General features: G+C 66.5%; 15 protein-coding genes. 4 read left to right on the top strand and 11 right to left on the bottom strand.

Going from position 1 to position 14,381, the window contains the following annotated elements:
- Nucleotides 1-357: 357 nt before the first annotated feature.
- The 5 genes from ACFWO8_RS11040 to ACFWO8_RS11020 form a co-directional block, all read right to left on the bottom strand.
- Nucleotides 358-681 carry a hypothetical protein gene (locus ACFWO8_RS11040; protein WP_378947750.1) on the bottom strand — a complete coding sequence of 108 codons (324 nt, stop codon included), beginning with the start codon at nucleotides 679-681 and terminating at the stop codon, nucleotides 358-360.
- Between the two features lie 71 nt (nucleotides 682-752).
- Complete coding sequence (locus ACFWO8_RS11035; protein WP_378947747.1) at nucleotides 753-959, bottom strand: hypothetical protein; 207 nt, start codon at nucleotides 957-959, stop codon at nucleotides 753-755.
- Between the two features lie 73 nt (nucleotides 960-1,032).
- The gene (locus ACFWO8_RS11030) at nucleotides 1,033-1,365 is read right to left on the bottom strand and encodes a hypothetical protein (RefSeq protein WP_378947744.1); all 333 of its coding nucleotides are present in this window, start codon (nucleotides 1,363-1,365) and stop codon (nucleotides 1,033-1,035) included.
- A gap of 103 nt (nucleotides 1,366-1,468) precedes the next feature.
- Complete coding sequence (locus ACFWO8_RS11025) at nucleotides 1,469-1,753, bottom strand: hypothetical protein (RefSeq protein WP_378947741.1); 285 nt, start codon at nucleotides 1,751-1,753, stop codon at nucleotides 1,469-1,471.
- Nucleotides 1,754-1,816: 63 nt separating this feature from the next.
- Nucleotides 1,817-2,224: an SdpI family protein gene (locus tag ACFWO8_RS11020; protein ID WP_378947738.1), complete on the bottom strand. Its 408-nt coding sequence runs from the start codon at nucleotides 2,222-2,224 to the stop codon at nucleotides 1,817-1,819.
- Nucleotides 2,225-2,426: 202 nt separating this feature from the next.
- On the opposite strand from ACFWO8_RS11020, the gene leuS reads away from it, so the two are divergent.
- Nucleotides 2,427-5,267 (top strand): leucine--tRNA ligase, encoded by a 2,841-nt coding sequence (gene leuS / locus ACFWO8_RS11015; RefSeq protein WP_378947735.1) that lies wholly within the window; start codon nucleotides 2,427-2,429, stop codon nucleotides 5,265-5,267.
- 122 nt (nucleotides 5,268-5,389) lie between these two features.
- Here leuS and ACFWO8_RS11010 read toward each other — a convergent pair whose 3' ends face one another.
- The 3 genes from ACFWO8_RS11010 to ACFWO8_RS11000 all read right to left on the bottom strand — a co-directional run bounded on the left by ACFWO8_RS11010 (nucleotide 5,390) and on the right by ACFWO8_RS11000 (nucleotide 7,516).
- Nucleotides 5,390-5,701 carry a hypothetical protein gene (locus ACFWO8_RS11010; protein WP_378947732.1) on the bottom strand — a complete coding sequence of 104 codons (312 nt, stop codon included), beginning with the start codon at nucleotides 5,699-5,701 and terminating at the stop codon, nucleotides 5,390-5,392.
- Between the two features lie 144 nt (nucleotides 5,702-5,845).
- On the bottom strand, nucleotides 5,846-6,634 hold the full coding sequence (locus ACFWO8_RS11005) for a polysaccharide deacetylase family protein (protein ID WP_378948227.1): 789 nt from the start codon (nucleotides 6,632-6,634) through the stop codon (nucleotides 5,846-5,848).
- A gap of 192 nt (nucleotides 6,635-6,826) precedes the next feature.
- A complete protein-coding gene (locus tag ACFWO8_RS11000; protein ID WP_378947729.1) occupies nucleotides 6,827-7,516 on the bottom strand; it encodes an SDR family oxidoreductase in 690 nt (229 codons plus the stop codon).
- 85 nt (nucleotides 7,517-7,601) lie between these two features.
- On the opposite strand from ACFWO8_RS11000, the gene ACFWO8_RS10995 reads away from it, so the two are divergent.
- Nucleotides 7,602-8,126, top strand: a complete 525-nt coding sequence (locus tag ACFWO8_RS10995; protein WP_378947726.1) for a DUF6069 family protein — start codon at nucleotides 7,602-7,604, stop codon at nucleotides 8,124-8,126.
- Nucleotides 8,127-8,179: 53 nt separating this feature from the next.
- Nucleotides 8,180-9,520, top strand: a complete 1,341-nt coding sequence (locus ACFWO8_RS10990) for an amylo-alpha-1,6-glucosidase (protein WP_378947723.1) — start codon at nucleotides 8,180-8,182, stop codon at nucleotides 9,518-9,520.
- On the opposite strand, the gene ACFWO8_RS10985 is transcribed toward ACFWO8_RS10990, so the two are convergent.
- A complete protein-coding gene (locus tag ACFWO8_RS10985; RefSeq protein ID WP_378947720.1) occupies nucleotides 9,517-10,203 on the bottom strand; it encodes a pentapeptide repeat-containing protein in 687 nt (228 codons plus the stop codon). The two genes, ACFWO8_RS10990 and ACFWO8_RS10985, sit on opposite strands and share 4 nt — an antisense overlap.
- A 125-nt stretch (nucleotides 10,204-10,328) precedes the next feature.
- Between ACFWO8_RS10985 and ACFWO8_RS10980 the strand changes: the two genes are divergently transcribed.
- Entirely contained in the window at nucleotides 10,329-11,063 is a 735-nt protein-coding gene (locus ACFWO8_RS10980) for a glycoside hydrolase family 25 protein (RefSeq protein ID WP_378947716.1), read from the top strand.
- A 4-nt stretch (nucleotides 11,064-11,067) separates the two neighbouring features.
- On the opposite strand, the gene ACFWO8_RS10975 is transcribed toward ACFWO8_RS10980, so the two are convergent.
- Nucleotides 11,068-12,003 (bottom strand): esterase/lipase family protein, encoded by a 936-nt coding sequence (locus ACFWO8_RS10975; RefSeq protein WP_378947712.1) that lies wholly within the window; start codon nucleotides 12,001-12,003, stop codon nucleotides 11,068-11,070.
- Between the two features lie 244 nt (nucleotides 12,004-12,247).
- Entirely contained in the window at nucleotides 12,248-14,302 is a 2,055-nt protein-coding gene (locus ACFWO8_RS10970; RefSeq protein WP_378947707.1) for a PhoX family protein, read from the bottom strand.
- Between the last annotated feature and the right edge of the window lie 79 nt (nucleotides 14,303-14,381).

Here is a 14,381-nt window from a genome sequence, read left to right as displayed (position 1 = left end):
GCCCGCCTGTTCGCCGCGATGCGGGCGCGCCTCTCCGGCCTGCCCTGCGGGTCGCTTACCTGCTGGGCGATCGCCACGATGATCATGATCGGCACCGTCACGAACCCGATCAGTCCGACCACTCCGACAAAAAGCGCAAGAAACGTTGCGATCACGTCGCCGATACTCATGGGCCCCTCCTCGCTCGACCAGCATGTCGAGGCCGACCGTAACCGCGAGTTCTTGCAATCCCCTTTCGGCCGACCAGCAGTCAGATCCACCGCTGATCTCGCCACATTCCTTGTCCCACAGGTCAGCCCGACGCGTCAGCGGCGCCGCGATTCGCCGTTCGCACTGGCAGGTCGGTGATGGTGGCTGTCAGCCACCGCCTCCACCACCGCCACCGCCACATCCGCCGCCACCACCGCTACTACCACCGCCGCCACAACTGCTGCCGCCACCGCCACAACTGCTGCCGCTGTCGCCCGTGCCGAAGGTGGCCGCACCGGCCCCGCCCGCGCTCCAACCGCTATTGCTGCGCCCGGCCCGGCCGGAGTTTCCGGAACCGCGAGCGAGTTGGACGCAACCAGTCCCGAGGAAGCCCAACGCGACCGCCACGGTCAGCACACCGATCAATGGCGCGAATACGCCAACGAATATGCCGATGAACAACAGGGCAAGCCCAGAACCGAATACCTTCATGATTTCCCCCCAATTCAGTCGTTACTACGGTGTACCCCAACGCTTTCAGCGAAACCCGGTAGAGCCGCCCCTCAACCGCGCTTTGCCTGCCCCGAGGCACGCCCACGCGCCCGACGTCCCGCGGCCGCGTGTCGTTCGTTCTTGGCTTCCGGTGTGGCGCTGAGCATGACGAGCCCGAACAGCACCAGCACGATCGTGGTCGCCAGTAGGACGGCTCCCGTCCCACCGCCGACCAAGAGACCGACTACAGCGACGATGAACGCGACGACAAAGACCATGGTTCCTCCCCCGAGAAGTGCATCGCCGAATACCGGCGACACCGAATTGCCTACCGATAGAACGCGGCGCCGATTATTCGCCGCCGCCGCCACCACCACAACCGCCGCCCCCGCAGCCGCTGCCACCGCCGCAGCCAGTGCCACCCTTTCCGCTGCTGCCCCCACCGCCGCCACCGTGATGCTGGCCGCCGCCGTCACCGAACCAGCTGACTCCGGCCGCGGACGTACCAACACCCCACCGCCGCTTCGACTTCCGTGACCCTCCTGGATCGCGAAGGACGAGAACACCACCGACCGCGAAGACAACCGCCGCGATGACGAGCATGACAATCCCCGCGACCGCCGAATAGCTGGTAGTGATCGCGCCGACCAATGCGAGCAAGAGCCCCGCCCCGACAACCTTCACGATTCCCCCGATCAAGTTCCTGCTTCAGTTGTACCGGAGTGCGGCACCCGTCGCCACCACCTATTACCGCTACCCGACGGGCGCGGCAGTGGTATGCCGACGATCAGTCCCCACCCCCGCCGGAACCGCCACCACCGGAATTCCCACCGTCGTAGGTGGTACTGAGCGAGTCCGCGTCGTCGATCCCGCGCCGACCTGCTTTCCCACCGGTACCGAAGCGCAAGCGCTGATACCTGGACCGCAGACGACGGGCGTTGCGTATTTGCAGAACCGCACCGGTCACCAGCAGCACCACCGCGATGCCCACTATCGCGAGACCGACTGTCAACGCGTGGCCGGCGACAATCACGCCGACCAATCCTACGAGAAACGCAGCGCCGACAATCATGACGAACTCCCCCTGCTCAGATCGTACTTTCGTTGTACGGGATCGCAGGGCCTGCCGCCAGGGTCAGTTTGCGGGGGCGCAGGTGTCGCGGAGGGAGCAGCCGCCGCAGGAGGAGCCGCAGCCACCGACGGGCGCGGGGGGCAGCAGGGGTTCGACTGTTCGGGCGGCGGCGTTGGCGCCTGCGCCGAGGGTGAAGATCGCGATCACCGCGACCAGTGCGGCGACGCCGAGGCCGGCGAAACCGCCAGCTACCAGCACGACCAGCCCGCCGGCGAACAGCAGGGCGCCCGCGCCGACCGAGGTGGGGGCGGCGATGCGGTTGGCGATCCGGAAATTGTCGTCGCTGTGCAGCGCGGCTTCAGTGGTGACACCGATGAAGCGGTTGCGGGGCAGTTTGCCGAGCAGTCCGAGCACGCCGGTCACGATGGCGACCGCGGCCAGCGCGAACAACAGGAGAGCGACGACGACCATTCATGCAGGCTAGCGCACCCGTAAAGACCCGAAATCAGGGCTCCCCGCCGAGCGTGACCGGCCACACACCGCCGGCGAACACCACCGTGGCCGCAGAAGACCGGGCGGCACGTTCTCGGCCCTTGGGAAATCACCTCGCACCGACGTTCTACGCTGTTAGACGATGTTTACCGGGGATCGGCGAGAACAAGAAGGCAGGACCGTGCAGGACACTCGTGCAACCGAGACTGACGTACCTCAGCACCGGTACAACGCCGAGCTGGCTGGGCGGATCGAGCGACGCTGGCAGCAGAACTGGACCGAGCGCGGGACGTTCAACGCGCCCAACCCGGTCGGACCGCTGGCCGGCGAGACGCCGCCCGACAAGCTGTTCATCCAGGACATGTTCCCGTTCCCCTCGGGCGCGGGCCTGCACGTGGGCCACCCGCTCGGCTATATCGCCACCGACGTGTTCGGTCGCTACCACCGCATGCGCGGCCGCAACGTGCTGCACGCGCTCGGCTACGACGCCTTCGGTCTGCCCGCCGAGCAGTACGCCGTGCAGACCGGCGCGCACCCGCGGGTGACCACCGAGGCCAATATCGCGACGATGCAGCGTCAGCTGGACCGGCTCGGCCTCGGCCACGATCCGCGGCGCTCGTTCGCCACGACCGATCCCGAGTACTACCGGTGGACGCAGTGGATCTTCCTGCGCATCTACAACGCCTGGTACGACCAGGAAGCCGGTCGCGCCCGCCCGATCGCCGAGCTGGAAGAGCAGTTCGCCACAGGCGCGCGTCCGGTTCCCGACGGTGCCTGGACCACCATGTCGGCCGCCGAGCGTGGCGCGCTGATCGACTCGTATCGCCTGGTGTACCAGTCGGATTCGATCGTCAACTGGTGCCCCGGGCTCGGCACGGTGCTGTCCAACGAAGAGGTCACCTCCGACGGACGCAGTGAGCGCGGGAACTTCCCCGTGTTCCGTAAGCGCATGTGGCAGTGGATGATGCGCATCACCTCCTACTCCGATCGCCTGGTCGACGACCTGGACACGCTGGACTGGCCGGACAACGTGAAGTCCATGCAGCGCAACTGGATCGGGCGCTCGCGTGGCGCACAGGTGCGGTTCGACGCGGATGGCGAGACCATCGAGGTGTTCACCACCCGACCCGACACCCTGTTCGGCGCGACCTATGTCGTGCTGGCCCCCGAGCACGAGCTGGTCGACAAGCTGACCGCCGACGCCTGGCCCGCCGACACCGACACCCGCTGGACCAACGACAGCGCCACCCCCACGGAAGCTGTTGGCGCATACCGCAAGTCGATCGCGGCGAAGTCGGATCTGGAACGTCAGGAGAACAAGGAGAAGACCGGCGTCTTCCTCGGCTCCTACGCCACCAACCCGGCCGACGGCACGCAGGTGCCGATCTTCATCGCCGACTACGTGCTGAGCGGCTACGGCACGGGCGCCATCATGGCGGTGCCCGGCCACGACCACCGCGACTGGGATTTCGCGACCACACTCGGACTGCCGATCATCGAGGTGATCGACGGCGGTAACGTCGCCGAAGCGGTCCACTCCGGCGAGGGCAAGCTGGTGAATTCCGGCTTCCTGAACGGACTTTCGGTCGACGAGGCCAAGGCCACCATGATCGGGCACCTCGAAGCCGAGGGCCACGGCACCGGCACTGTCCAGTACAAGCTGCGCGACTGGCTGTTCGCGCGTCAGCGGTACTGGGGCGAGCCGTTCCCGATCGTCTACGACGCCGACGGCGTGGCGCACGCGCTGCCGGAATCCATGCTGCCCGTGGAACTTCCGGAGATGGAGGATTTCGCGCCGGTCACCTTCGACGCCGACGACGCGAACTCCGAGCCGTCCCCGCCGCTGGCCAAGGCCACCGACTGGGTCAATGTCGAGCTGGATCTTGGTGACGGGCCCAAGCAGTACCGCCGCGACACCAATGTCATGCCCAACTGGGCCGGTTCCTCCTGGTACCAGCTGCGCTACGCCGACCCGACCAACGCCGAGACGTTCTGCGCCGAGGAGAACGAGCAGTACTGGCTCGGCCCGCGCACAGCCGAGCACGGCCCGAACGACCCGGGCGGTGTCGACCTGTACATCGGTGGTGTGGAGCACGCGGTGCTGCACCTGCTGTACGCGCGTTTCTGGCAGAAAGTGCTCTTCGACCTGGGCGATGTGTCCGGCAGCGAGCCCTACCGTCGCCTGTACAACCAGGGCATGGTGCAGGCTTACGCGTATACGGACTCCCGTGGCGCGTACGTGCCCGCCGCCGAGGTCGTCGAGCGTGACGCGAAGTTCTTCTGGACCGGTGCCGACGGCATCGAGATCGAGGTCTCCCAGGAGTACGGCAAGATCGGCAAGTCGCTGAAGAACGCTATCTCGCCCGACGAGATGTGCGATCTGTACGGCGCCGACACCTTCCGTTTCTACGAGATGTCGATGGGCCCGCTGGACACCTCGCGCCCGTGGGCGACCAAGGATGTCGTCGGCGCGCACCGCTTCCTGCAGCGCGTCTGGCGCCTGGTGGTCGACGAGGAGACCGGCACGGTGAAGGCCACCGATGCCGCCCCGTCGGACGAAACCCTGCGCCTGGTGCACCGCACCATCGCCGGTGTCGACGAAGACCTGGCCGCCCTGCGCGATAATACGGCGGGCGCGAAGCTGATCGAGCTCACCAACCACCTCACCAAGAACTACCCCACCGGCGCACCCCGCGCCGCGGTGGAACCCCTGGTGCTGATGCTCGCTCCGCTGGCCCCCCACATCGCCGAGGAACTCTGGGAACGCCTGGGCCACAACACTTCCCTGGCTCACGGCCCCTTCCCCGCCGCCGACCCCGCACTACTGGTCGCGGATTCGGTGGAATACCCGATCCAGGTAAAAGGCAAGGTGCGCAGCCGAATCCAGGTCCCCGCCGACGCCGACCCCGCGTCGATCGAGGCTGCCGCGCTGGCCGACGAGAAGGTCATCGCCCTGCTCGAGGGTCAAGCGCCCCGCAAGATCATCGTGGTGCCGGGGAAGATGGTCAATATCGTCCCCTGAGCTGCGATACCGCCGACGACGAAGGCCCCGGAACGATCACTGACAAGAGTCATATCGCCGGGGCAATCGCCGGTAAGAGTCCGCGAATCACCCGAAGGTGACCGGGCGCGGCATGGCGGCTGTCATTCGACAAAACCGATGCCGGTCGCGATGCCGGAAGGACCGAGGCACATTCCGTTGACGAATCCCGGACCGAAAAAGAGACCAGTTACAGGTCCGGCAGCGGGCGCATTCGAGCCGAAACCGATTCCGGGGCCCACCCAAACACAGGTGTAAGCGTTTACCCCGCCGCTGTCTGCTTGAAGTCCGTCGATCGGCGCCCCAGCCGGTCCAGGCGACACGATGGGTACTGCCGCCGCAGTCCCGGCCCCCAGTGCGACCATTGGCACGATAGCCGCTGCCGCGATCGCCGCGCGCACAATATTCTTGTTCATGATGCCTTCTCCTTGAGATAGTGCCGAAGTCTCGGCGCTTCTTTGCTCGTAGGGAAAACATACGAAGGTAAGGACTGTGTCCGCGTCCGTGCTGACGCCGGAAATCCCTGCGTGCTAGCACGCAGTTGGTGAGACAACCGGCCCTCAGGCTTGCACTTGCAGGACGTCGTTCAACGTCACCAACGACAAATTGCGTTCCTTGATGATGTCGACCAATTGCCCGTAGCAATGGGTGACCGGGGGGAAGTTGGCATGGCCGATGATGATCGACTGGGCGGCGAAGTATTTGTAGGCGCATTCGATCAGGTATTCCTCGGTGATGAGGCCTGAGTCGGAGAGCGAGCCGTACCACATGGTGGGAACGGTGTAGCCGAGGTCGGCGGCCACCTTGTCTACGGTGGCGTTGTGATAGCCGAACGGCGGACGATAGAACGGGGTGCCGTCGACGCCGAAGTTGTTGCGCAGGAAGGTTTTCGTGCGGCTGAGCTGGTCGGCGACCGCCGTGGTGCCGATCTTGGTCAAGGCGGCGTGGTCCCAGGTGTGGTTGCCGAGCTGGATCTGGCCCGAGTCCACCAGCGGGCGCAGCGCCTCGCGGTGGATGGTCCAGGATTCGTAGTATCCGGTGACGAAGAAGGTGAAGCGGGCGCCGGTGTCCCTCGCCCATTTCACATAGGCGCCAACGACTTCGGGACTGGCTCCGTCATCGACGGTCAGTGCCATGGAAAGACCCTGACCTGGGAGCGCGGTGATGGGTTTCGGGGGAATGATCGACTTCGGGCCGCCCGGCGGGGGCGGGAGCAGTGGCCGCGCGGGGGTGGGAACGGGCGGCGGCGTGGGGATCTCACCGGCGGACCCGGCCTCGACGGCCTCGCCTTCGGCGGTCGCGCAGCCGGTCAGCGCCACGGCGGTACCCGCGGCCAACATCGCCAGCATTCGACGTCTGTCCACTTACGACCCCTATTCGAACCAGGTGCACCTCGCCGCGAGCCAGGGCACGATCAAATCAGCGGGACGGTACCCACCGAATCCATCGAGCACCTGAACCGGCGGATACCTCTGCGCGAACTCCAGCGTCGACCCCCTGGACGCAGCTATCGGCGACCATACCCAATCGCATGGTCTCTCTCAGCGAGGACGCAGCACGATCTCGGTCGGATGCCCGTCACGCGGTGTGTCGACGGCGGTTCGCACAGCACCGGCCACCGTCTCGGCGGTGAGAAATTCCTCCGGCCGGTACTCGCGCCCCTCGCCGGCAACGATCGCGCGCTGCATATCGGTGTCGATGCGGCCGGGGAACAGCGAGGTCACCCGCAGCGAGGGCTCCTCTTGACGCAGCGCGTCGGCGAGGGCACGCAGCCCGAACTTGCTCGCCGCGTAGGAACCCCAACCGGGGTGCGCGCGCAGCCCCGCACCCGAATTGATCAGCACCACATGTCCGTTCGCGGCGCGCAACGCGGGCAGCAACACCCGGGTCAGCTCGGCGACGGCGATCAGATTGACCTCGAGAGTTTCGCGCCACTGCTCGACCGAGGACTCGGCGACCGTACCGAGGTCAGCGACACCCGCGTTGTGAACGAGGACATCGAGCCGCGAGATCCGTTCGGCGGCCGCCGCCACGGCGGGGTAGTCGGTGAGCGCGACCGGCCAGCCCGTCGCATCGGGCAGCTCGGTGAGGATCGGCTTCAGCGCGTCGGCGGAGCGGGCGCCGAGCAACAGGTCGTGGGTGGGCGCGAGTTCGCGGGCGATCGCGGCACCGAGTCCACGGCTCGCGCCGGTGATGAGAGCGGTCTGGGCGGGCGTACTGGTCACCGTCATACTTCCCACGCTAGCGGGCCCGGAGATCTCGACACCCTGGCCGTTTCCCCGCGCGGATGACAGCACCGACTAGTACCGTCTGACTATGACCGATCCCCGGTACAACTACGGACCAGACAACCCGCAGCACCCCCAGCACCCGGGTCAGCCGCAGTATCCCCACCAGGGAGAGCCCAAACCCAATGTCAATGTGGGCAAGCTCTGGGCGGGCGGTATCGGCACGGCCGCTGTTGCCGCATTGCTGGTGGTCGTCGCGATCATGCTGATCCGCGGGGTGCTCGGCATTTCGATCCTGTCGCCGGAAGGCGCGGGTGCGTACGGCACCGTCTCCACCACCTCCTACGCCATCGCCGCCGCGGGCGCCGCGCTGCTGGCGACGGCCCTGCTGATGGTGCTGCTGCTGGCCATGCCGAGCCCGCTCACCTTCTTCACCTGGATCTGCCTGCTCCTCACCGCCGTCGCGGTGATTCTGCCGTTCACGCTGGTCGCCGATCTGGACGCCAAGATCGCGACCGCGGCGATCAACCTGGTGGTCGGCCTGTGCATCACCACCATGCTCAGCTCGGTCGGATCGGCCGCCCAGAACACGCCACGTCAAGCCGGGTACTGATCGTCACACTGCGCCGAGATGCCTTGGGGCCTGCTCCGCCGCAGAATAGAGAGATGACCGACCCAGGTTTCACCCCGACGCAGCTCGCGGCCCGCGCCGCCTACCTCCTGCGCGGCAACGACCTGGGCACGATGACCAGCGCCGCGCCCCGCCTCTACCCACACATGTGGAGCTGGGACGCGGCGTTCGTCGCGGTCGGGCTGGCGCCGTTGAGCGTGGAGCGGGCCGTGGTCGAGCTCGACACGCTGCTGTCGGCGCAGTGGAAGAACGGGATGATCCCGCACATCGTGTTCGCCAACGGTGTCGACGGGTATTTCCCCGGGCCCGCGCGCTGGGAGTGTCGCAAGCTGGCCGCGAACGCACCCGATGGACCCGACACCTCCGGCATCACCCAGCCGCCGGTGCACGCCATCGCCGTGCAGCGCATCCTCGACCATTCCCGCAGGCACGGCCGCTCCACCCGCGCGGTCGCCGAGGAATTCCTGAACCGGCGCTGGCCGGATCTGGTGCGCTGGCACCGCTGGCTCGCGCATGCCCGCGACCCCAAGGAAACCGGGCGGGTCACGCTGTACCACGGCTGGGAATCCGGGATGGACAACTCGCCGCGCTGGGACCGCGCCTACGCCAATGTTGTTCCGGGGAAAGATCTTCCGCCGTACCGCCGCGCGGACACCTCGATCGTGTCCGACCCGACCCAGCGTCCGAGCGACCGCGAATACGACCGCTACCTGTGGCTGGTCGAACAGATGCGGCGCGCGAACTACGACGATTTCCAGCTCACCTCGGTGATGAGTTTCGCCGTGGAGGACGTGTTCGTCTCGGCGATCTTCGCGCTGGCCTGCGAGGTGCTTGCCGACATCGGCGAGGAGTACAAACAACCACACGCCGACGTCCGGGAACTCCATGGCTGGGCCGAACGCTTCCGTCAGGGCGTTATCGCTACCACCGACGAAAGGACCGGCGCCGCACGGGATTACGATGTCCGCCTGCAACGCTGGATCAGCACCGAAACCCTGGCCATGTTCGCGCCGCTGATCTCGGGCGGGCTGTCCCGCCACGCCGAGCGCGCCCTCCTCAACACCTTCGAAGGCCCGCGCTTCTGCGGGCACCCCGACCTCCGCTACGCCCTGCCCCCATCGACCTCCCCCGTTTCCGGAGACTTCCGCCCCCGCGAATACTGGCGCGGCCCGGTCTGGCCGGTGATGAGCTGGCTGTTCTCCTGGGCCTTCGCCCGCCGAGGCTGGGCCGAGCGCTCCTATATGCTCCGCGCCGAAGGTTTGCGCCAGGCCAGCGACGGCAGTTTCGCCGAGTACTACGAGCCGTTCACCGGCGCTCCGCTCGGCAGCATGCAGCAATCATGGACCGCCGCTTCGGTTCTCGATTGGCTCGGCTAGTTCTCGCCGACGTCGGTGTGCCATTCGACGGTGATGCCGAGTTCGCGCGCGAGCGTCGACGCCAGCCCTTCCGGGTCGCCGCCGTTGATGGTGGCACCGCGCAACGCGGTGATGCCGTAGATGCCGGTGAGGTCGCAGTCTTCGAAGCGGAGGTTCTGCTGGATGCGCGCGCCGGTGAAGCGGGCACCGACGAGGTTGCAGCGTTCGAAGCGGACATTGCGGAACTCGGTGCCCTGGAAGTCGGCTTGGCGTAGGTCGCAGTCACGGAAAACCACTGTGCGCATCCGTGATTGGGCGAAGGAGGACAGGTCGGCGCGCGTGGACTCGATCAGCACATCGCGGAGAACACCTGCGGTCCAGGACAATCCGGTGAGACGACCGTGTTCGATCAGGGTTTCGATCATCGAGGAATCGTCGGCCTGCACGTTGGCCAGATCGCAGACACGCAGCGTGGATTCGGCGATGGTGCTGTGGCGCAGGGTGCTCGGAAATCGAACGCTGTCGAACAGGCAAGCTTCGACGCTCACGCCGGAGACGTGCAGCTCGGCGAAATCCGCGTCGCGATATTCGACGTCGGTCACGCTCAGCTCGTCGATCGGGTCGTCGCCGGGCGAGACCGCCGGGCGCAACGACCCCGGCTTCGCCACCGCAGGCTCGAACCGCACCTCACGCTTGCGCGCCATGCCTACCACTCCCTGTCAGCCGATGTCCGCACCAAGATACGGGCTCGGACCGACACGGTAACTATTCACAGACACCCACCAGCACCACTGGTCACACCAGCAACAAGCCACTACGGTCGACGACCATGGACACCAAGCGCTGGAGTTCGACGGTTCGCGGTTGTGTTGTGCTCGTCGCCCTGGCCTGCGCGCTCCCCGCCACCGCGCAGGCGGAGCCCAGCGGGCCGGATGTGTCGTCCTGGCAGCATGTGGACGGCCGGATGATCGACTGGCACGCGGTGCGCGCGGCCGGACATCAGTTCGCGATGGTGAAGGCCACCGAGGGCCTGCACTACGTCAATCCGTACTTCGTGCAGGACAGCATTCTGATGCGAACCGCCGGGGTGGCGCGCGGCACCTACCATTTCGCCCGCCCCGAACTGCCGCCCGAACCGCAGGCCGCGATGTACGCGGCGACGGTCCTCGGCCAGAACGGCCCCCTCGACCTCCCACCGGTGCTCGACCTGGAAACCTCCGGCGGCCTCGCCCCCGCCGACCTCATCGACTGGACCCACCGCTACCTCGACGCACTGCAAATCCTCACCGGCCGCACCCCGATCATCTACACGTATCCGAACTTCTGGAAGACCGCGATGGCCGACACCAGCGTCTTCACCGGATACCCGCTCTGGATCGCCGACTACAGCGGCAACGACCAGCCCGAAGTCCCCGGCAACTGGCCCACCTGGACCTTCTGGCAAACCACCGACCGCGGCGCCGTCCCCGGCATCGGCGGCGCCACCGACGTCAACATCTACAGCGGAGCCCAGGGCGACCTGGCCCGCTTCGCCAACATGTCGGGATTGTTCGGCAGCAGCTAGGTTGTCAGCGAACGTTGGGGAAGTACGGGCTCACGGCCATACACGGCACCGGAGTGGCCGTGCTCGGCGAGAGCGCGTTGAGCACGAAGCGCCACGCTCGTTCGCTGTACATGGTCGCCAGATGCTCTGACATGTCGATCGAGCACCCGTCCTGAAGGGTGATATTGGTGACGTTCGGACCGGAAAGGTACTGCTGGTCGTACGGGGTCACGATCTGGTCGTATTTGGTGACGATCGTGGTGTAGGTGACGCCGGGGCGCGTGTCACCGTTGCCGTAGATCTCCGCCGACAATCCGTCGCCGATCGCCTGCTGGGTCAGCGCGGGTGCGACAGCGCCGAGACCGTCGTAGATCCACCACCCCACCGGCGGGATGAAACTGCGCAGGAACGCGATCGTGCTCAACGTGGTGCCGTGATTGCTGGGCGAGATACCGACCATCTTGTCGACCTTGGCGTCACCGCCGAGCACGTTGAGGTAGTACAGCGGCATGATTCCGCCGCCTTGGGAGTGGCCGACCAGGTCCACCTTCTCGACGCCGGTAGCCGCGCGCACCCGGTCGACCATGACGGCCAACTCGCGCGCCGAACTTCGGATGTCACCGAAAGCCTGCAACGGGATCTGGCCGGGCAGCCAGGCCAGGTTGCCGTAGTTGAAGGTGAACACGCAGTAGCCGTTGTTCTTCAGGTAGGGCGCCCCGGCCTGAAACGCGATCGCCTGCGACGTCGACGTGGAGTTCACCAGCACAACCGGATTCGGATGCTCGGCGCTGGGTCGGCAGTTCCAGTCGTTGGCGCCCGGCGGTGCCTGGGCGGGAAACAGGCCGGCGGGCAGGATGCCGGCCCCCAGATCGAAAGGCACCGGCAGCGGCCCCGTCGCAGGTTCCTGCGGTTGCGCTGCGGCAGGCCCTGCCGCCAGCGCGAAAACCGTACCGAGCGCCACAACAACACTGTTGACCCATGCGCGCATTTCAAAGCCCCACTAACCCGCTGCACCTGTGGCAGCAATCTGCCGCAGCCTACCCACGCAAGTGACACGTGTTACAAAAGGCAGAGCAGATTGTGATTGCCCACAAAAGCGATAAGTGCTGTTCGGGCGACCGGCGCCGCCCCGAGATCGACCGTGAAATGACGAAACCGCTACTCGCCCAGCCGAGTAGCGGTTTCATCAGCGGATCGGTGGTCGGCTAGACGCCGATACGACCGCCGTTCTTCTTCCAGACCACCGCGACCGAGGGGCGGGGTTGGGCAGTGCCACCGTCGGGCCAGTTCGACAGCGGCTTGTCGATGGAAGCATCGTCGGACTCACCGGGGTGCTGCACGCAGACGATGACCTGCTTCTCGGTGATGATCGGGCCGCAGGTTTCGCCACCGCGGGGGACGGTGAGGAACTGCTTGGTCTCACCGCGGTTGGGGCCGTCGAGGACCACCGAGAACAGGCCGTCGTTGGACTTCAGCGCGTTGCCGTCGGTGGAGATCCACAGGTTGCCGTACGGATCGAAGGCCAGGTTGTCCGGGCAGGAGATGGGGCTGACCTTGGACTTGTCGAAGCCGCTGAAGTAGGTGTCGGCGGTGGTGGGGTCACCGCAGACCAGCAGCAGGGTCCAGGTGAAGTCGGTGCCGGTGTGGTTGTCGGTGAGCTCGAGGACCTGGCCGTTCTTGTTCAGCTTGCGCGGGTTGGCCTCGTCCACACCCGGCTTGCCGTCGGCGCCGCGGTTGGAGTTGTTGGTCAGCGCGACATAGACCTTGCCGGTCTTCGGGTTGGTCTCGAAGTCCTCGGGACGGTCCATCTTGGTGGCGCCGACCTTGTCACCGGCCTGGCGGGTGAACACCGCGACCTCTTCGGCGGACATCCCGTCGACCAGGGACTTGCCCTTGCCGTCGGCACCGGTCTCCAGCAGCGGAATCCACTGGCCCTTGCCGGTGAAGCCGCCGTTGGGAACCTTGCCGGAGCCGTCGATCTCGGCGGCGTGATCGCCGGTCAGCTTGGCGACGTACAGGGTGCCCTCGTCGAGGATGGTCATGTTGTGGCGCATGCTCGACGCGCCGACGCCCGGCTGCACCTTCTTGGTGGAGACGAACTTGTACATGTAGTCGAAACGCTCGTCGTCACCGCTGTAGGCCACGACGCTGCCGTCGCCGGTCACGTGGATGGTGGCGGCCTCGTGCTTGAACCGGCCGAGCGAGGTGTGCTTGACCGGAGCCGAGCTCGCGTCCCACGGGTTGACCTCGACGACGTAACCGAAACGGTTGACCTCGTTGGGTTCGGCCGCGACATCGAAGCGCGGGTCGAAGCTCTCCCACTTGCGCTCGGAAGCCGCGCCCTCGATGCCGTAGCGCTTCAGGCGCGCCGCGGCGGCGGGTTCGGTGACGCTCGCGGCGTTGCCGAAGTACTGGTTGAAGTTCTCTTCGCCCGAAAGCACGGTGCCCCAAGGGGTTACACCGCCAGAGCAGTTGTTCAGGGTACCGAGCACCTTGGTGCCGGTCGGGTCGGCCTTGGTCTTCAGCAGCGCACTACCCGCGGCCGGACCCTTGACCTCGAACTCGGTGGTCGCGGTGATCCGCCGGTTGTACTTGCCGAACGCGGGTTTCAGCTGGCCCGAGCCGGACTGCCCGTGCACCTCGACGACGCTGAGGCCGTGCGAGGCCAGCGCGATGTCGAACTGCTCACGGGTCGGCGCGTCCTTCTTGTAGCCGCGGAACATCATCGGCTCGGTGCTGTACTCATGGCTCACGACCAGCAGGTACTTGTCTGCCTGGCCCTCGATCGGCAGCAGACCGGCGAAGTCGCAGTTGTAACCGAACTGCTTGGCCGCGGCAGCGGCAGTCTGCTTGTCGAAGTCGAACGCCGGTGCGCCTTCGATGACCGCGTCACCCCAGCGGATCAGCACCGACTGCTCGTAGCCCGCCGGAATGACCAGCGCGTCTTCCTTGTTCGGCGCGACGGCGGTGAAACCGGTGCCGGTGCCGGGCGAGCCGGTGGGGCTCGAGCCGGTGCCGGAGCTGTCGTCGCCACAGGCGGCCAGCACGCTCACCGCGCCGACTCCGAGCACGACGGCGGCGCCGCCCTTGATCAGGCCACGACGGTTGAGCCCGGCGACGATGTCACCGAAGTACTCACCGCCGGAGGTGTTGGGCACCTCGTGGAAGCAGGCGTTGCCGCACTTGTATTCACAGGTCAGGGCGGCGCGTGCCGACTGACCGTCGTGCTTGACGAACAGGGCGAGCGGTTTCGGACTCACGGTGACTCCTGAGTAGAACGGACTTCGGGCACCGTAAGCAGCCCAAGCGAGCCATCGGGAACGCGTAGATGAACGGATG

Origin of the sequence: Nocardia sp. NPDC058480 (assembly GCF_042720495.1) — a bacterium.
Taxonomy (GTDB): domain Bacteria; phylum Actinomycetota; class Actinomycetes; order Mycobacteriales; family Mycobacteriaceae; genus Nocardia.
This window is presented reverse-complemented; position numbering and strand designations above follow the sequence as displayed.